Source organism: Acinetobacter sp. Ag2 (genome assembly GCF_001005515.1).
Taxonomy (GTDB): Bacteria; Pseudomonadota; Gammaproteobacteria; order Pseudomonadales; family Moraxellaceae; genus Acinetobacter; species Acinetobacter bereziniae.
Genome location: NZ_LBNA01000054.1, coordinates 106,563 through 124,370, shown reverse-complemented (window position 1 = coordinate 124,370; position 17,808 = coordinate 106,563). Strand labels below are relative to the sequence as shown.

16 protein-coding genes and 8 tRNA genes are annotated in these 17,808 nt (G+C 38.5%); 15 read left to right on the top strand and 9 right to left on the bottom strand.

Translation table 11 applies throughout. The features are described from left to right. Positions 1–129 precede the first annotated feature (129 nt). Together AAV97_RS14900 and AAV97_RS14895 are read right to left on the bottom strand one after the other, a co-directional pair. Complete coding sequence (locus AAV97_RS14900; protein ID WP_004830144.1) at positions 130–270, bottom strand: entericidin A/B family lipoprotein; 141 nt, start codon at positions 268–270, stop codon at positions 130–132. Positions 271–385: 115 nt separating this feature from the next. Beyond that, the gene (locus AAV97_RS14895; RefSeq protein WP_046760945.1) at positions 386–1,231 is read right to left on the bottom strand and encodes a DUF1853 family protein; all 846 of its coding nucleotides are present in this window, start codon (positions 1,229–1,231) and stop codon (positions 386–388) included. Between the two features lie 214 nt (positions 1,232–1,445). Here AAV97_RS14895 and AAV97_RS14890 point away from each other — a divergent pair, with 214 nt between their 5' ends. The 10 genes from AAV97_RS14890 (at position 1,446) to AAV97_RS14845 (ending at position 3,661) form a co-directional block, all read left to right on the top strand. Next, the gene (locus AAV97_RS14890) at positions 1,446–1,838 is read left to right on the top strand and encodes a YbaN family protein (RefSeq protein WP_004830140.1); all 393 of its coding nucleotides are present in this window, start codon (positions 1,446–1,448) and stop codon (positions 1,836–1,838) included. Positions 1,839–2,122: 284 nt separating this feature from the next. Next, positions 2,123–2,198: transfer RNA gene (locus tag AAV97_RS14885), tRNA-Val, on the top strand. Between the two features lie 21 nt (positions 2,199–2,219). After that, a tRNA-Asp gene (locus AAV97_RS14880) sits at positions 2,220–2,296 on the top strand. A 42-nt stretch (positions 2,297–2,338) separates the two neighbouring features. Continuing rightward, a tRNA-Asp gene (locus tag AAV97_RS14875) sits at positions 2,339–2,415 on the top strand. Positions 2,416–2,490: 75 nt separating this feature from the next. After that, positions 2,491–2,566, top strand: a tRNA-Val gene (locus tag AAV97_RS14870). Between the two features lie 21 nt (positions 2,567–2,587). Further along, positions 2,588–2,664: transfer RNA gene (locus AAV97_RS14865), tRNA-Asp, on the top strand. A 115-nt stretch (positions 2,665–2,779) separates the two neighbouring features. Next, positions 2,780–2,855, top strand: a tRNA-Val gene (locus tag AAV97_RS14860). Positions 2,856–2,863: 8 nt separating this feature from the next. Next, positions 2,864–2,940 (top strand) — tRNA-Asp (locus AAV97_RS14855). A 100-nt stretch (positions 2,941–3,040) separates the two neighbouring features. Continuing rightward, positions 3,041–3,116, top strand: a tRNA-Val gene (locus tag AAV97_RS14850). Positions 3,117–3,193: 77 nt separating this feature from the next. Continuing rightward, entirely contained in the window at positions 3,194–3,661 is a 468-nt protein-coding gene (locus AAV97_RS14845; RefSeq protein ID WP_009585222.1) for a DUF2750 domain-containing protein, read from the top strand. A 29-nt stretch (positions 3,662–3,690) separates the two neighbouring features. Here the strand turns inward: AAV97_RS14845 and AAV97_RS14840 are convergent, their stop codons facing one another. From AAV97_RS14840 to yccS, 4 genes are all read right to left on the bottom strand, one after another. Continuing rightward, positions 3,691–4,476 carry a YdcF family protein gene (locus tag AAV97_RS14840; protein ID WP_005033709.1) on the bottom strand — a complete coding sequence of 262 codons (786 nt, stop codon included), beginning with the start codon at positions 4,474–4,476 and terminating at the stop codon, positions 3,691–3,693. 133 nt (positions 4,477–4,609) lie between these two features. Further along, positions 4,610–7,252, bottom strand: coding sequence for a PepSY domain-containing protein (locus AAV97_RS14835; protein WP_042086358.1), 2,643 nt, complete (start codon positions 7,250–7,252; stop codon positions 4,610–4,612). Positions 7,253–7,418: 166 nt separating this feature from the next. After that, positions 7,419–7,979, bottom strand: a complete 561-nt coding sequence (locus AAV97_RS14830; protein WP_004830134.1) for a YcxB family protein — start codon at positions 7,977–7,979, stop codon at positions 7,419–7,421. A 99-nt stretch (positions 7,980–8,078) separates the two neighbouring features. Next, positions 8,079–10,253 carry a YccS family putative transporter gene (yccS, locus tag AAV97_RS14825; protein WP_080633136.1) on the bottom strand — a complete coding sequence of 725 codons (2,175 nt, stop codon included), beginning with the start codon at positions 10,251–10,253 and terminating at the stop codon, positions 8,079–8,081. A gap of 146 nt (positions 10,254–10,399) precedes the next feature. Here yccS and AAV97_RS14820 point away from each other — a divergent pair, with 146 nt between their 5' ends. Together AAV97_RS14820 and AAV97_RS14815 are read left to right on the top strand one after the other, a co-directional pair. Further along, on the top strand, positions 10,400–11,614 hold the full coding sequence (locus AAV97_RS14820) for a multidrug effflux MFS transporter (protein WP_046760944.1): 1,215 nt from the start codon (positions 10,400–10,402) through the stop codon (positions 11,612–11,614). Between the two features lie 329 nt (positions 11,615–11,943). After that, a complete protein-coding gene (locus AAV97_RS14815; protein ID WP_046760943.1) occupies positions 11,944–12,399 on the top strand; it encodes an ABZJ_00895 family protein in 456 nt (151 codons plus the stop codon). Between the two features lie 24 nt (positions 12,400–12,423). Here the strand turns inward: AAV97_RS14815 and AAV97_RS14810 are convergent, their stop codons facing one another. Continuing rightward, entirely contained in the window at positions 12,424–12,846 is a 423-nt protein-coding gene (locus AAV97_RS14810; RefSeq protein WP_004830127.1) for a hypothetical protein, read from the bottom strand. Between the two features lie 552 nt (positions 12,847–13,398). Between AAV97_RS14810 and AAV97_RS14805 the strand changes: the two genes are divergently transcribed. The 3 genes from AAV97_RS14805 (at position 13,399) to AAV97_RS21225 (ending at position 15,571) form a co-directional block, all read left to right on the top strand. After that, positions 13,399–15,021 (top strand): mechanosensitive ion channel, encoded by a 1,623-nt coding sequence (locus AAV97_RS14805; RefSeq protein ID WP_046760942.1) that lies wholly within the window; start codon positions 13,399–13,401, stop codon positions 15,019–15,021. A gap of 82 nt (positions 15,022–15,103) precedes the next feature. Further along, positions 15,104–15,268 carry a hypothetical protein gene (locus tag AAV97_RS21230; RefSeq protein ID WP_171248693.1) on the top strand — a complete coding sequence of 55 codons (165 nt, stop codon included), beginning with the start codon at positions 15,104–15,106 and terminating at the stop codon, positions 15,266–15,268. A gap of 150 nt (positions 15,269–15,418) precedes the next feature. Then, the gene (locus tag AAV97_RS21225) at positions 15,419–15,571 is read left to right on the top strand and encodes a hypothetical protein (RefSeq protein WP_171249383.1); all 153 of its coding nucleotides are present in this window, start codon (positions 15,419–15,421) and stop codon (positions 15,569–15,571) included. Between the two features lie 25 nt (positions 15,572–15,596). Here AAV97_RS21225 and AAV97_RS14800 read toward each other — a convergent pair whose 3' ends face one another. Together AAV97_RS14800 and AAV97_RS14795 are read right to left on the bottom strand one after the other, a co-directional pair. Next, complete coding sequence (locus AAV97_RS14800) at positions 15,597–16,796, bottom strand: NAD(P)/FAD-dependent oxidoreductase (RefSeq protein ID WP_046760941.1); 1,200 nt, start codon at positions 16,794–16,796, stop codon at positions 15,597–15,599. Between the two features lie 74 nt (positions 16,797–16,870). Next, entirely contained in the window at positions 16,871–17,740 is an 870-nt protein-coding gene (locus tag AAV97_RS14795; protein ID WP_046760940.1) for a 1-aminocyclopropane-1-carboxylate deaminase/D-cysteine desulfhydrase, read from the bottom strand. Positions 17,741–17,808: the final 68 nt, after the last annotated feature.

Genomic DNA, 17,808 nt, shown 5'->3' with positions numbered 1-17,808 from the left:
TAATAGAGGAAGATAAAACTGAATGAAAACCCAAAAGCAGAGAAAGTCTAAAAGCTTTTAAATAAGCATGAAAAAGCCTTATCTGTGGCAGATAAGGCTTTCCAAAAATCAAATTTTGGTGGTTGTGAATTACATCTTATTTTCAACTTTTTCTGCAGAATTCGTAACCGCATCCCCCGCTTTAGACACATCCTTACCAACACCTTTAAAAGTGTTACAGCCAGACAAAACAAAAGCGAATAACATTGAAACTGCTAAAATTTTTTTCATTACTATCTCCGTGTTTCACGCGTTAATTACATTTATACTATACGAAATTATTTGAAATATATCGTTATGCTTTTATGAGTGGATTCGTAAAGCACTGTATGAAAAACGTGAATAATTAAGTCTTTGTGTCAAGAGAAGACAATAAAGGTGCTTGGCGATACATATAAAATTGCTGGGTATGATGGTCATGGTACAAGCCATTGCACCACCATTTAGCAGTTGTTGAACTTTGTTTCAAATCTGGACAAATCCATTCATGTCGCTGTAAGCGATATAAACCTTGTTCAATGTGCTGTCCCCATTGTCCCAATCTACGTTGTTGATTAATCCATGAAGGGAGTGGGGCTGTGTGTCTAAAATAGGGGATATACAATTGTCCTTTGAGTACAGCGCATTTTTTTTCGATGTTTCGATCTAAAACTTGGCTAAATTGAAATTGTTTTTCAGAGAAATGATTTAATTTACGAAATAAAGTATCACTACGATTTAAGCCATACCAACGTGCTAAATGTAAATCTGCTTCACCTAAATAGTATTTTAAAGCAACTTCCCAATGCTCAATTTGTTGGGTTAGATGATTTAACACCAAAAAATCAATTTCTCCTTTTGTATGTTTTCCCTCAATGATTTGAATACTATGTTGAATCAGTTGGTAATGTGGATTGGCTTCATCTTGTAACCAAAACCAGAACAAATATTCAAAACGTAAACCTAAACGCGTACTTTTGAGTTGTTGAACAAACTCAATTAATGTTGTTGGATTTTGGTCCAATTCATCTAAACGTGTTTGATAGGCGAGAAATTGTTGTTGCCAAAACTCAGTATTATGTAATTCAAAATGATGGTGAATCTGCAATTCATCAGGGAGTGCTTGAATAATATTTGGACTGGCAATGCAAAAAGCCAATTGGCGGACAATCGGATGCTGATATTTCAACCAGGGTTCAAAATAATCTGTCATTGCATCACATCTCAGGTTGAAACTTAGGATTAAATAAAGAGAGCATAATGTGGTGATTCAAGCAAAGAAGCTTATCGAGATGCAAGTTTAATTTGTTGAGTATCGGAAATAATGAACAACATGATTCTAAAATAAAATGAGCAGTGCCGTTTGAAAATATACAGCGTATATCATTTGAACGTTATACTGGGTTGTGCGTAGATTGAGTGAAGCTATGAAAATTTTGTTTTGGCGAACATTGGTGGTGTTATTTATTGTGCTTGGATTTATTGGCGCATTATTACCTGGAATGCCAACCACAGTTTTTCTGATTTTAGCTGCATGGGCAGCCTCAAAAGGTTGGCCTCAAGTTGATGCATGGTTAATGAATCATCCTAAATATGGTGCAACACTTCGAGCATGGCGAGAGAATGGTACTGTGCCACGTAAAGCGAAATGGATTGCCAGTATCATGATGTTGATCAGTGGCATTATCATGCTCTTTACCAATGCACCTTTGGCCGTTAAAATTTTCACTGATCTCACGATGTTTATTGTCGCAGTCTGGTTGTGGTTACGTCCTGAACCTCGTTCTGTTTTAACGGGCAAGCAGCAGGACCAGCAGTGATTGGGTAGATTTTAAATATACCCAATCCTCTAAAAGAGTTTTTAAAGTTGTCATACAATAAAGCTGTAATACTGGAAATATCACTTAACCTACGAATCAAAGACAATAATAGTTGTTGAATGGATATTTGATAAATAGATAAATAATAAACAAAAAAGAATAAATTAAATTAAAATGATCTATTTTTTAATCACTCACGCCTAAAATACTTAAAACATAGAGAAAAGCGTTTGACACACAGTAAAGATTCTCTATAATGCACCTCACAAACGATGAAGTCGTTAGGGCGCTTAGCTCAGTTGGTAGAGCGTCTGCCTTACAAGCAGAATGTCGGCGGTTCGATCCCGTCAGCGCCCACCAAGCTTTAACGTTGAATTTAGTGCAGCGGTAGTTCAGTTGGTTAGAATATCGGCCTGTCACGCCGAGGGTCGCGGGTTCGAGTCCCGTCCGCTGCGCCATTAAATTCAAGAATCGTTTGCATCGCAATAATATGTTGAAGTGCAGCGGTAGTTCAGTTGGTTAGAATATCGGCCTGTCACGCCGAGGGTCGCGGGTTCGAGTCCCGTCCGCTGCGCCACTTTACAGAAAAATTGTGAACAGGTGTAACAACCTAATTAGAGTGTAGATAGATTTTTATTTATTGACTCGTTTAGGGCGCTTAGCTCAGTTGGTAGAGCGTCTGCCTTACAAGCAGAATGTCGGCGGTTCGATCCCGTCAGCGCCCACCAAGCTTTAACGTTGAATTTAGTGCAGCGGTAGTTCAGTTGGTTAGAATATCGGCCTGTCACGCCGAGGGTCGCGGGTTCGAGTCCCGTCCGCTGCGCCATTTATCTTGATTCCTGAGGTGAAGATAAGTGGAGATGTTTAGATATAACGTTTTCGTTTGTTCCATGCATCATTTTTGAAGTTTAAACAGGGTGATCTCTGTTGATCCTCACTCAGGGCGCTTAGCTCAGTTGGTAGAGCGTCTGCCTTACAAGCAGAATGTCGGCGGTTCGATCCCGTCAGCGCCCACCATATACAGTGCAGCGGTAGTTCAGTTGGTTAGAATATCGGCCTGTCACGCCGAGGGTCGCGGGTTCGAGTCCCGTCCGCTGCGCCATTTATCTTGATATCCTGAGATTAAGATATCCAAATGTAAAATGATTGTTCTTTTTACATCTCATTTAGTTTAAGCAGTGCAACATTGTTTATTCTCCTCAGGGCGCTTAGCTCAGTTGGTAGAGCGTCTGCCTTACAAGCAGAATGTCGGCGGTTCGATCCCGTCAGCGCCCACCAAGTTTTCTTTCTTCTATTTATTTATTTTAAAATTTTGTGTAGAATATCTATATAATTATTTTAAAAATAAGTATCTTATGCGAAATCCATATCAACGCAAGGCTGCGTCTTCGGTACAGAAAAATACTGCTCAAGCGACAGATCAATATAAGGCATTTATCGAAAAAATAGTGTCTGATGCTAAAGTTTTTGCACTTTATGATGAAGGTTGGGCTTTATGTGCAACTCCTACAGGACAACAAGCTGTAGCGGTATGGCACAGTAAGAGTCTGGCGCAATTATTGGTCAAAGACAACTGGAGCCGTTTCGATGTTCAGGAAGTCAATTTTATTTCTTTTATCGAGCAAATGATTCCTTTTATTCAACAAAATGATACTTTGCTGTCAATCAATTTAACCCCTGAAGGGCAGAATATTTTGGTGTCAGGACGTAAGTTCTTGTTGGACATAAAAAGTTATTTATATCAGCTTTACATAGCTCAACCTGAGCTTTTTCGAGATCAAACCCGAATCCCTTTACCACGCAAGATTCGGATACATCCTTGATAGATGGAGTGAATGGCGTTGTATTTAATTTAATACTCTCCAAGTACCCAACCGCTGATATATGCAAAATATTCTCTTAACCATGCGTTATATCGAGTACTCAAGGGTGTTTCGGCCCCAATCGTGATGAAGTTGCGATAACCTTGTTTTTTTGCAATCGCTGCTGCTCGTAGCGTATGGAAATCACTGGTGACAATTGCAATTTTTGAATTTAAAGACAAATCATGCTGCTGCAAAATAGCTTGGCTGTTCTTGAGGTTTAAATCTGTACTGGTACTTTTATTTTCTTGAAGAATTCTATGGGGTTGAATCTTATAATTTTCCTCTAAGTAGTTGGACATAATTTCAGCCTCAGTTTTAATCTCACCAAAATCTTTCCCACCACTTACAATAATCGATGTTTGTGGTTGTTGTTGTGCAATATTCCCTGCGCGATCTAAGCGCTTGGCGAGTGTAGGTGACGCTTTACCTTGTGTTATTCCACTACCTAAAACAATGATTGCATCTAAACCATTCTCAGCATGATTTTGTTGTGTTTTAAAATGGATATAGCCAAAAAAGCCAATGAGACTGATCAACCAAATTCCAAACACAGACCAGCCTAAACGCCAGAGTTTTTTAAGTTTGCTGTGATGTGCCAGATATTGTTGGATTACCTTTCCCCATATGGCGGTGCAGATAAAACCCAAACCAATCAATAAGGGTAAGAGAGTGCCTAAATGAATTTTTTTATACAGTAGCAAAATAAAGCCATCAAGAAATAATAATAAGCCGATAATGAATAGGCTTAAACGCAATAATTTATTTTTGTTCATGGTCTGTGATAAATAATGTCATCCAGCGCACATTGTAAACGATCTATAGCAATTGAGGTTAGTGAAAAACAAACCGAGCAATTATGCTCGGTTTGATGGGCTTATTTAGAACTGTTTAGATGCTATAAGTAGCTTAGTAAACATCACGTCGATAACGTCCATCTAGGCGTAATTGTTCAACTGTATCTTGCCCTAGAATATCAATCAAAGCTTGATCAACATCGCTTGCCATACCTTCAATGCTTCCGCAAACATATATCACGGCATCATTGGCAATCCATTTCCGAACTTCATCAGCATGATCACGCAGTTTATGGTGAACATAGACTTTTTCTGCTTGATCACGGGAAAAAGCCAAGTCGATTCGTTGTAGCATTGCTGTATTTTGCCAAGCTTGAATAGTCTCTTTGAAGAAGAAATCGTGTGCTTGCTGACGTTCACCAAAAATTAACCAGTTTTCCGTATAATCCAAGCGAACACGGGCATGGATTAAACTCATTAAACCTGCAATCCCTGTTCCATTTCCAATACAGATAATCGGGCGATTATCCGTGATTAGATGGAATGAATCATTATTGCGAATTCTTAACGCAACTTTGTCACGCAATTTTAAGTGTGAGGTCAACCAGCCTGAACCTAAACCAAGTTCACCTTGAGCATCACGTTGTTGACGAACTACTAAACGTAATACCTGCTGACTTGGAATACTGGCAATGGAGTACTCACGAGTAGGCAGGGTAGGCAACTGTTCAAGTAAATGCTCCATATTGGCAAAAGGCTCAACTTCGACAGTTAAGTCTCGATCCCAAAGGATATTTTTAATCGATTGTTGCTCATGTGAATCGACAGCTGTATCTGGATTAATTTGGTATTTATCTAAAAATTGTTGAATACGCTCAAGGCTATTTCCAGTTTGTATTTCTGCAATATCACCGGCTTGCCAGACTGTTTCATGACAGGCATGAAGTTCAATGTTGAAAGCTGGTGCGCCCAAGCTCTCTGGATTGAGTAATTCTCGTTTGCTCAAATGCCATTGATCAAACACTTTATCAATCGACATGGTTTGCAGGTCAAGTTTGGTAGCTTGAATTAAAGCTTTATTCCATTGTTGAATATCGCTATTGCTGCCATTATTCACTTCGATGGTCGTAAATAATTGCTGTGCGCCAGATTGTTTTAACCAGTGATCTATACGATGACCAAAACTACAGTAAGTTTCAGGATAGTCTTGCGAGCCTAAGGCTAAAACGGCATATTTGAGATGAGACAGATCTAATGATTTACTCATTAACTTCTTCTCAAAATGTGATGCTAAATCAGGTGCTTCACCAGTACCATAAGTGCTGGCAATCCATAAAACTTGTTTTGCTTGTTTTAAATCTTCTTCAGAAAGCTGTTGAGCAGATTTTACTGTAGTGGGTTGATGTGCTTCTTGTAGACTGATAGAAGTACGCCATGCCAATTGTTCAGATACACCTGTCTGTGAAGCATAAACAATTAACCACGGAGTTGCATCCGGATCAATTTGAATTGCTGAGCCAGATTGTTTTGCCGCAAGGGTTAATTTCTTTTGTTTACGACGTTTTAAGTACAACATCCATCCCGTGATAAAGAACAACGGCATTGCCAATGCGGCAAGCATAATGATGAATTGGAACACTGGACCAAAAAAGCTACCGCGATGAACAGGTAACATACTGCTCATGATTTTTTCATTCAGCGGTTTAACTTCATATAAATCAACTTTTTCAATTTGAGCTTTTTGATAATCATAAATCGCTTTGTTTCGTGCGCGCTCGTGTTGAGGAATTGCATCAACAAATGTCAGTTCGACCTTACCATCAGCTTTTTTAGGAATCGAAATTGTTAGGGTCGAATAATCACGTTTGATTTGTGAGTTAAAACCATTCCATGTTTGTATTAGGACTTGTTGAATCTGTTCAGGTTTTAGCCCTTCATTCGCTTCTCGATGACCACCACGCGGATGTTGATCACGTCCTTGCGCTGAAAGATTGGACGGTGTACGTGTTGGTTGCGGGTCTGCGGTATTGCTTTGGCGCCCTTTGCCTTCACCCATGCGAGGTGCTTGCATTTCGGGTTGAGGTCTTTCAACGCCCATCACCTTGAACATCCCGTCACGCCACCAGTCATATGACCAATACAACCCTGTACATGCTAGAAGTAAATAGAAAATAACAACCCAAGTTCCAACCACTGCATGCAAATCCCAAAGGAAATTACGACCTTTGAGTTTAGGCTTTATTGCAAACCATTGTTTGAAAGAATGTTTTTTTGGCCAGCGAAGATATAAGCCACTGAGTACAAAGAAGATCAGCATCAATGTACTTGCACCAGTAATCTGTTTGCCGACTTCGCCTACAGTGAGATTACGGTGAAGTTGCTGGATAAATTGGAAAAAATCTTTGCCTTTAACTTCAGGCAAGATTTCTGCTGTATAGGGGTTAACCATCATGGTATACCCTCTACGTGCACCTTCTTTAACAATATTAATATTTGACGCTTCTTCAGGTGCTTTGGCGACAGTGATACTGTTAATCTTCATTTCAGGATTTTGAACTTGAAAATGTTGATAAATTTCAGCAGGAGTTAACTTTGCATGATTTTCAACTTTTACAGTAAAACTGTCTGGATTTAACCATCTTTGAATCGGTTGTTCATAAGAATAGATTGCACCAGTAACCCCCATAATCGAAAGGATCAAGCCCGCTGTAATGCCTAAAAACCAGTGTATTTGGAAAAAAGTCTTTTTAAACATGGTGATGGAAAGGGAAGAATTGTTTGATCACAGATTATAGCTGAATATCTAGGAGAGATAATGAATTTTGCAGATAATATTTATTCTCATTATCATTTTTATTAAAATAGTCATCATAAATGTAAAAAAACCTCCAACGATGGAGGTTTTGTGAAGTTTTTACTGTTTACAGTGTTTTTGCTTCACCGACTGATTCTTTAAGATGTTTGCGTAAAGTCTCGAATGGAAAATTTTTGCTGTCCATACGCTTAGGTAAAATATACGCACCTTGCTGACCTTTTACTTTAAAATTCACAAGTAAAAATTCTGGTGTGTTATACCATTCATAAACATCTTTCCAGCCAATCGTACCGACACCTTCTTGTACGCCCATTTGCTGACGCATTACGATACCGCTTGGCTGTACACCGAGTTTGACACCTTTGATTTCTTGAACTGGAAACTCATTCATCTTACGTTTTACATACCATTCAAGCCCAAATTTGCGCACTAAAAGATAAATCGCCACACAGGCAAGAATGACCCAAAAAATAATGGTCGAGTAGTTTTTAATTAACGCAATACCCAAGATTGAAAGGACAACAGCGACACCCATGATTGCCCAAGCTTTAGTCCCAATTTTATTGGTACTGCGCCAAATCGCAAGTTGAGCACTACGTTGTTCGGCTTCCGATACTTCGTATGGAACTGGTTGTAAGGTATAAGCGTAAATATTCTTGGCAGTCATAGTGTCAGTAATGTATGTAAATCTAGTCAGAGTTTAGCACTAAATCCCAAGATTTAGTGCGCCTATTGTACCAAATATCTAGGCAAATTTTACGCTCTTTTATAAAGAAGCTAATTCTGTAGATTGATCGTCACGGGCATGGCTTAAATTTTGTTTGAGGCTACTCAATTGTTTGAGGATACTAAACATTAATGAAAGTTGTTGAAGAATAATCAATGACTTAGAGTCATCTGCTTCTGACTGCCCCAAACGGGTACGAATCGCTTGCAGCATATTATGTGCTGTTAAATCAGGCATTTCATCCCGTAACAAGGCACCACGGATATCATCCAAAGCTTGATCCAGTAGATTTAAAACTTGCTGATCCTGGATTTTTTCACGATGTGCACCCAATGCAGCGATATAACTAAGGAAGGTATGATTTAAGCATAAAAACTCAAAAGCCAATGTTTTTTGACTTTGGTCAAAATCTGGTTCCGTTGCTAAAGTTGAAATCAATGATGCAACTTCAGCATCTGTATTGTGGGCTGCTCGACGAACAATTCGATAGTTCAAACTGTTGTTACGTCCCTGATGATATTGAGTAACAACATCAGCCAAATAATTACATTGCGCTTCCAGAGAACGTTGAATGGTTCTTGGCAAACGACGGAATCTCCAATCTGGAAAAATAAAGCTCACGCCAAACCATGCCAAGGCACACCCAATCACTGTATCAATCATACGGGGTAGAGCTGCTTCAAAGCCCAGCCCATCTAAGTTAAAGTTGATCAGTGCCATGATGGTAATGAACGCTGTAGCTTGTGCGTATTGTTTACTGCGGAGGTCGAAAAATAACACACCACTTATCACAAGCAACAACAGTTGCCCTTCGATGGAAGGTACAAAGAATAAGATGGCATAACCTAAAATAATGCCACCGAGTGTCCCCACGATACGTAATCTTAGGCGGCGTTTGGTGGCATTGAAATTTGGTTGGCTGACAAAAAGTGCTGTTAATAAGATCCAATAACCATATTGAATATTGGTCAATTGCACAAAAACGTAACCGATAAATAAAACCACAGAAACCCGAATCGCATGTCTAAACAAGACCGATTCAGGGGTTAAATTTTGTTTGATACGGATAACAATATCATCCCAGCCTTTTAAATCATCATCTTTCAGTTGTTGTTCAACATTTTTATTTTGATCATATTTAATATGACGTTCAGTCTCTAAGTTCTGTAATTGGGCATCAATGGATTTTAAGTTTTGATAAAGTGCAAATAATGAGTTGATCCAAATGAGGTCATAGTGTTCTTCTTTTCTGAGTTTATTTAAAGACTGTTTTAAATTTTTAAAAGCATATTCAAAGCGGGCATTATGTTGGTATGTGGTCCGATGTAAAATGCTATCACTTAAATCCTTACATGCTTTGCCTTGTAGTGCCAAAATACGTTGAAAGCGAAATAAAACATCACTATGTTCAAACATTTTTGCCAGTTTTTGATAATCAATGTGTGCTGAATCCGCACGCTCATGTATATCTTGCGCTACAAAGTAATATTGCAAGCTACGCCGTGTATCACGTTGCCCACGGTCGCCTTTGAGACGGGTGAGTAACGCTGTGCGCATATCGTTAAAAATGCTAATCAACTGACCATTCTCCATGGACAGGCTAATCATGCTGTCTTGGTAACTGGTCGCTGTCATATCAACATCAAATAAGTTGGATTTGGAAAAAAGAAAATTACCCAATGATGAAAAACATTGGGACAGCTTGTCTTGGACCTGACGTACTGGGAAGAGCAAAAAACTGATGGTGGAAATGAGACCGTACCAAATCGCCCCAATCACTAAAAGACTAGGTTGGATATACCAATGCTCAAAAAGATGAACGCCAAGCATAGAATAAACTGAAACGACCAAGCAGCCATAAGAAATGGTGGCATAGCGTCGTCCCAAAGAACCCAATAAAATCCATCCGATACAAGAAACAATTAAACCTAAAGCAAAAAGTACAGGATAAGGGAACAACAAACTCACTGAGGCAGCAGTGATAAAGAATCCGATATAGGTATAAATCAAATTCATGATCCGTACCGAAAAGCGATCATCAATATCACTCAGACCTGCGGCAACTACACCCAAGGTCAATGGAATGGTCATCAACTGCTGACCCAACAAATAAGGGACAAAAGCAGTGCCTGTAAAGGCGATGACCATCCTCAAGTTATACATGAAACTTGTGTTATAGGTGGCTTTTCGTAGTTTTAACAGCCATGTGTTCAAAGGAAATCCTTATTCAATCGATACGGTGTTATTGCTGGGGTGCTTGTTTTATTGCTGAGGTGATTTTTCACTTATCTTTGTGACACATCTTACAATGGACAGTGTAAACTTGTTCGCAATATTTAGTATGAAATTATAAACGATCTATGTCTGAAAAAAACGCTGGTCAACAGTATTCAACAGGTTGGATTATGCTTTTGGCACTATTTACCTCGTTAGGTCCTTTATCTATCGATATGTATTTGCCAGCACTCCCACAAATGGCGCAAGATTTTAATGTCACCACCCAGCAAGTTGCCAATACTTTACCTGCGTATTTCTTGGGTTTGGCTGTGGGACAATTGATCTATGGTCCGATCAGCGACCGCATAGGTCGTAAAAAGCCACTTTACTTTGGTATGACCTTATTCGCTTTTGCCAGCTTATTATGCGTTTTAGCTCCTGATCATTGGTCATTGATTGCTGCGCGAATTTTACAGGCTTTGGGCGGTTGTGTAGGTGTGGTCATGGCACGCGCAGCCATTCGAGATCGTTTAGATGTTCAAGGTTCTGCTCAAGCTTTTGCCAGCATGATGATTGTGATGGGAATAGCGCCTATTCTTGCGCCATCTATAGGTGCTGGAATTCTGTATTTCTTTCACTGGCAAACAGTATTTGTTGCTTTATTTTTAATTGGTTTGATCTGCTTAGCCTGTGTTCATTTCTTATTTAAAGAAACTTTAGCGCCATCACGTAGACTTCAACTGAATTTTAGTCAGGTTTTTATTTTATATGCTGCTATTTTTAAAGATCGAAGTTTTCGCTTTCCAATGATGGCAGGTTGTTTTACAGGGGCTGCGCTATTTTGTTATATCAGCTCCGCTGCAGCGGTATTGATGGATGGCTATCATTTAACACAACAACAGTTCGCAATTGCTTTTGGTTTTAATGCTTTTGGTATTATTTTACTGTCTTCAATCAATAAACGTTTAGCCAATCGTTTTTCAGTGATCCGCCGTTTAACCATGGGGGGATTGATTCAGGTTGCAGGTGCATTAATTATTGTGGGAACTGGTTTAATCGCACAAGCACCATTGACAATGGTGATGCTCGGTTTGTTCCTAACAGTTTCAGGGATCGGTTTTACAGGACCTAATGCGATGGCTTTAGCGATGTCAGAACAAGGTTCAAGAGCAGGTACAGCCAGTGCAATTATGGGCAGTATGCAGTTTGCTTGTGGTTTATTGGGTGGTGTGGTGTTGAATTTTTTAGTCTGGAATCACTTATTCAATATGGGGATATTGATGTTGGCTTTTACTGTTGCAGGATTCTTGGCAATTTTAAAAGTATCGCAACAACTTAAGCTCAAACAACTTTCATAAATTCCACGCCATTTTTTACACAAGACATAGAAAAGATCAAATGTAAAAAAACAAAAGCCGACGATTCGAGTGATGAGTAAATCGTCGGCCAAAATACTTCGTTTATAAAGATTCAGGCTGCTATTCTAAATCTTGAAGAAGCATAAGTTTTTAGTCTCTCTGGGGGAGTTAAGGTCTCCAAATTTAACTGCGGATGCCGTGCAATAAACTTGGTTGCTGCAGACCTTATACTTATATAACGACAACAGTTTCTGATTGGTTGACAAGAAAATGAAAAAAAATTTAAAAAATTTTATAATGTCGGTCTCATTGCAATTTAAGTTGACACTATGGTCTCTTTAAATAAATATTTTTTATGGTTTTTTCTACTTTGTTTAGTGTTAACAATGATTGCTGGCATATTGGTGGCAATTTTACCCAATGAGATTGCAGGTGCATTTACTGCGATACCTTATTTACTTGCCGTGATTATTGTATTGTATCGTTTTCTTAAACAACAACGTCGAGCACCAACCGATCAAGAACGTAGAAGTTTAACCCTAGGTTTTACGCTCATTTTCTGGAGTTATAATATATTGGGCGTTTTCGCGGGCGTCTGGTTTTTTTCTCGCAACGACCCTGAAATTTGGCTATCATTCATTGCCTATATGCAAAATATCCGATTTTTGAGCACGATGCTTATTATGCTTCTTTTGCTTGCCGTTCCGCTCTTTTTAATTACTTATTGGTTTTATGGAACGCAAGCAAAACGAATGGCGGCGAAAATGTTTGAGAATGAAAATTAGGTTTGCTGGTGTGCTAGCTAAAGATCAATGCACAAACATATCCATAAATTCACGTAACTCCTGAATCGCGACTTCAATATCAGTGGTCAGCCAAGTGGGTTCAAAAATACCAGCATAATGTTCTAAACGATCTTGAGGCACGACCAGACGTATTGGACAGTCTTCTTCGAGTAAGCGCCAAGGAATAATAGGAACTTCATTGTCAAGAAAGGAGTTGATATTACGAATATCAATGATCATGGCATTGATACATTCAGGGAAGGGCATTACTGAAAATTCATCAGTACGTCTACGGAAATATTCCAGATCTCCCCACTTTAAAATATAGCTAGGCTTACTAAACTCAATGATTCCGATTAAATGATCATCTCTAGATGTATGTAAGAAGCATTGATGAGTGACATCGGTGTCTAAATCGAGTGCGACACTTTGTCGTTGATATGCCATATATACAATAGTCAACAAAAATGGGGGTACATATTATAGCCCATTTATCTGTCTCTTACCGCTTTAGATTAAAATTTACTTTTACTTAAAATATTTTACACAAAGTTGATGAATAGACTGATAGTATAAAAATACATCAAGTTGATGGAGGTGGATGTCATGAGACACGATTTCAATAAACCATCTTACGTAACCAGTAATGAAGAGATTACACATAAGAATCGCCTACCAATTTATATGCTTATTCTTGTGGGATTATTTCTCGTATCATTGCTTATTTATATGGCGGCCGATTGGCTCTAATTTAAAACTTATCAATAATTTAAACTATACATTAAGCAGAAACCCTAGTCAGCAAGCTAGGGTTTTTTGATTCTGCTTAGTATTTATGCTTTGTTTTGTTGTATTTATGCAGTAAAAATTGATCGTTATATAAGCAAATTATAAAGTAAAAGAGTAGTTCATCACGCTTTCTGTTGAAAATAAGAATGATGCTTGGAGTCATTTGAGCACACTCAAATTGTTATAAATCTATGACTTGAGGGAATAAAAATGAATGAAATTTTACACACTCAGGGGAATTTTGATGCCATGTATTATTGGAATCAATTTCACCCAATTTTAGCCGCTGTAGCTATCCTGATTGTCGGATGGATTATTGCATTAATTGTCGCAGCAGGTTTTAGAAAAATCCTAGAGAAACTGGGAACAAATTCGAAATTATCTTCTGCCACAGGGCATCGTTCAAACATCGAAAGTATCCTTTCCAGAATTATTTTCTGGGTGGTCATGGTCATTGCTGTCATTGGCGCGCTCAATGTACTGAATTTGAACAGTGTGAGTAGCCCATTCAGTTTGATGATTCAACAATTCTTATTGTTTATCCCGCAACTATTGGCTGCTGTAGCAATAGGATTCATTGGTTGGATTGTAGCAAACCTCGTCAAGGTTGGGCTAAAAAAAGCTTTAGATCGTACTCAACTTGATGAAAAGCTAAGTGCAGATGTGGGTGTTAGCCCAATTAGTCATAACATTGCTGATATTGTTTACTGGTTGATTTTATTGTTGTTCCTGCCGATTGTTCTGTCGATCTTAGGCTTACAAGGATTATTGGTTCCTGTTCAATCTATGTTGAATGAAGCCATCTCTTATTTACCTAATATTTTCATTGCAGGTGTAATCATTTTTATCGGTTATATTTTGGCAAAAATTGTGCGTGGGATCGTAGAGGGCTTAATCAGTAGCTTAAATTTACAAAGCCAAGCTGAAAAAGTGGGGCTATTTAAAAACTCAGATCAGGGCTTATCTAAGTTTTTAGGTTCATTTGTTTTTGCTGTGGTCATGATTACTGCTTTAATCGTGGCATTTGAAGCTTTAGGTATACAGGCAATTTCACAACCTGCAACAATGATGCTCGGTGAAATTATGTATGCGATTCCACATATTATTGCAGCGGGATTAATTTTAATCGTTGCCTATGTGGTGTCTCGTTTTGTGGGGCGTTTGGTTGCTGAAGTTGTTGCAGGAACAGGTGTAGATTCAATTCCTGCTAAATTAGATGTGCAACGCTTTTTAGGTGAAACTAAAGTTTCTTGTATCATTGGATATTTGATCGTGTTCTTTACTATGTTGTTTGCAGTTTCAGAAGCTGCGAATCGACTCGGTTTTGAGCAGGTCAGTGGTCTGATCTCGATGTTCATTCACTTTGGTGCGAATATTCTCTTGGGTGCAGTGATATTGGTTATTGGTTTCTGGTTGGCCAATATCGTGGCAAATGTTGTACAACGTGGAGAATATAACAGCTCGCGATGGTTAGGAAATCTTGTTCGTGTATTGATCATGGGCTTAGTGATTGCAATGGGCTTAAAAGCCATGGGTATCGCAGACTCTATTGTCAATCTTGCATTTGGCTTAACCTTAGGTTCTGTGGCTGTAGCATTTGCTTTGGCATTCGGTTTAGGTGGTCGTCAACCTGCTGAACGTGTTTTAACAGATTTGATTGACAAAGCAAAACAACAAGCAAATCAACCGAATCCTCTAAATCAGAAAAATACAGATTCCGTTGTCCCTCCAGCAACAGACTCTAGTCAAGTCACAGCGGATACACCTACGATCGAAAATGAATATAAATCTTTAACCGATTCATTTAAAGAGGATAAAGATGACCCGAATTAACATGTAAATCCTTACAAAGATCGATCAGGATTAAAGCTTGATCGATTTTTTATTCTAAGGTCAAAAAATAAGGGAGATTGAGATGTCTAAGAAAAAGCCAAATAATTTTATTGCTCCAATTGTGATCGCAGGTATTACGGTTGGTTTTTTAGCAAGTGCATATAAATTTGTTTTTGCAAAACCGAAGAAGCAACAAGCGGATGATGTTGAAAAACAAGATGAATCTCAAAATAAATCCCAACCGTGATTGATTAGGCATGTGTTAAGTTGTTTATATGATGTTTTTCTTGAAAAGAGATAGACATCGGCTGATTTATTGTCTAAATTTAAGTCATTCATATGCAAGAAGTAAAACACCAATCGAGCTGAATAAAAGTCATTTTTAAAGGAAATAGAAATGAAAATAATCCACTTTGTACAAAAAATTCATCAGTCTTTATTTGTAAAAAAAGATCGCCCGAATCAGATGGATTTAGCCATTCAGCGTGTTACGCAGAAGCAGCAAATTCAAAATCAACTTATTTTGTTTAAAACCGACTATTTAGAATAATTGGATAAATTTGAGTGAGGATGGATTAAACATATTCAGATGCGGCATGTGCTGAAGCCCATGCCCATTGAAAATTAAACCCACCGAGATGCCCAGTGACATCTAGGACTTCACCAATAAAAAACAAACCTTTTTGCTTTTTACTTTCCATGGTTTTGGAAGAAACCTCAGTAGTATCTACCCCACCTAAAGTCACCTCAGCTGTTCGATAACCTTCTGTACCCGAAGGTTTGACCTCGAATTGATGTAATTGTTTGGCGATGTGCTCAAGCTTTTCATCACTGAGTTGTCCGATGGCTGTTTCTGCCCATGTTGACCAAACCAGATTTTGTAATTCAATCACCACACTTTTTGGTAAGTGTTCAGTCAATAATGTTCTCAGCAAAACTTTAGGCTGAGTATGTTTTTTTGCCTTGAAGAAATCAAATAATCCGAGATTTGGTAAAAAATCGATATTAAATGTTTCTCCTGCATTCCAGTAGTTGGACAGTTGTAATGAACTTGGACCACTTAAACCGCGATGGGTAAACAATAAGGCTTCAGTAAAACTATTGAGATCGTTGGATAGAGTTGCTTCAACCGCGTTACCACTCAGACGTGTGGTCACTTCTTTAAATTGATCTGAGAATGTAAAGGGGACTAAGCCAGCGCGTGTTGGAAAGATATGATGACCAAACTGTTTAGCAATTTCATAGCCAATCCCTGAGCCTCCTAAAGTGGGTATAGATAAACCACCTGAAGCAACCACAACAGACTCAGCTTGAAAATAACCTATATTGGTTGCAACCTGAAAATGATCTTGCGCACTACACGTTACCGCTTTGACTTCACAACTGGTTTTGATGTCAACCAAATGAGTTTTTTCACATTCCTTGAGTAGCATGGCTAAAATTTCTTTGGCGCCACTCAGGGTAAATAGTTGTCCGTGTTTACGTTCTTCATAGTCGATACCGTATTCACAAACCAGACCAATAAAATCCCAATTGGTATAACGACTAAGGGCAGAAATAACAAAATGCGGATTATGTGAAATAAAATTGTCAGGTTCGACATAAAGGTTGGTGAAATTACACTTTCCACCACCAGACATGAGGATTTTTTTACCGACTTTATTGGCTTTCTCTACGACCAACACTTTACGCCCACGTGCAGCAGCTTTGGCTGCAAGCATTAACCCTGAAGCACCTGCACCAAGGACTACCACATCGTATTGGTTCGAAGACATAATACACTCATGAAAATGACAAGCAGGGGATTATAGACAAATTTAGGCAATTTTTCAGAACAATTGTTAGTGTATTATATTGTGAGACGCCCTTGTAAACCGCCAGTATGAATCAACAGAATTCTGCTGTTTTCGACAAAATAGTCTTTAGAGATCAGATCAAATATCCCATAGAACATTTTACCTGTATAAATATGTTCCAATGGTAATTGATACTCTTGCTCAAAATTATGAATAAATCTGAGTAGTTCTGGTGTTGTTTTGGCATAACCACCACAACAATATGCATCGGTAAGTGACCAATTGATTCGCTGGGTCCACTGTTGGATCTCTTGTTTAAGAAAATCTCCTTTTAAAGCTGAGAAGCCGAGAATATGTTGTTCAGGCACGCTGCGCTCAATAATGCCTGCAATTGTTCCACCTGTACCGACAGCACAGCAAATCACATCATATTGAGTGCCGTCTTGAGGCTTTAAAATCTCCTGACAACCTTGTATTGCCAAAGCATTTGTACCGCCTTCAGGAATAATATAGGTATCGGGATACTCAACTTGGAGTTGCTGATTAAATTCAGGATCTTGCTTTAGCTTGTAATTTTCACGTGAAACAAATTTAAAATCCATGCCCATTTTTTGAGCAAGCATGAGGGTAGGATTATATGTTTTACTGGCTAATTCCTCACCACGAATGATTCCAATACTTTTAAAGCCAAATAATTGTGCTGCATAAGCTGTGGCGGCAATATGATTAGAGTACGCACCACCAAAAGTCAGAATTTTTTTAAAGCCAAGGCGTTGAGCTTCAACGAAATTATATTTAAGTTTAAAAAACTTATTGCCAGAAATATTTGGATGAATTTGATCAAGACGTCTGACCGTGAGTTGCACAGAACAAGCTAAGTTTAAGTGCTGGTCAGAAATTGTTTGGGCAATAGGATCAAACATCGTCATTTTAAGTACAGGAAAGTGTATTTACAGGCTAGTTTACCCAAATCTGCCCAGAGGAATAAAGA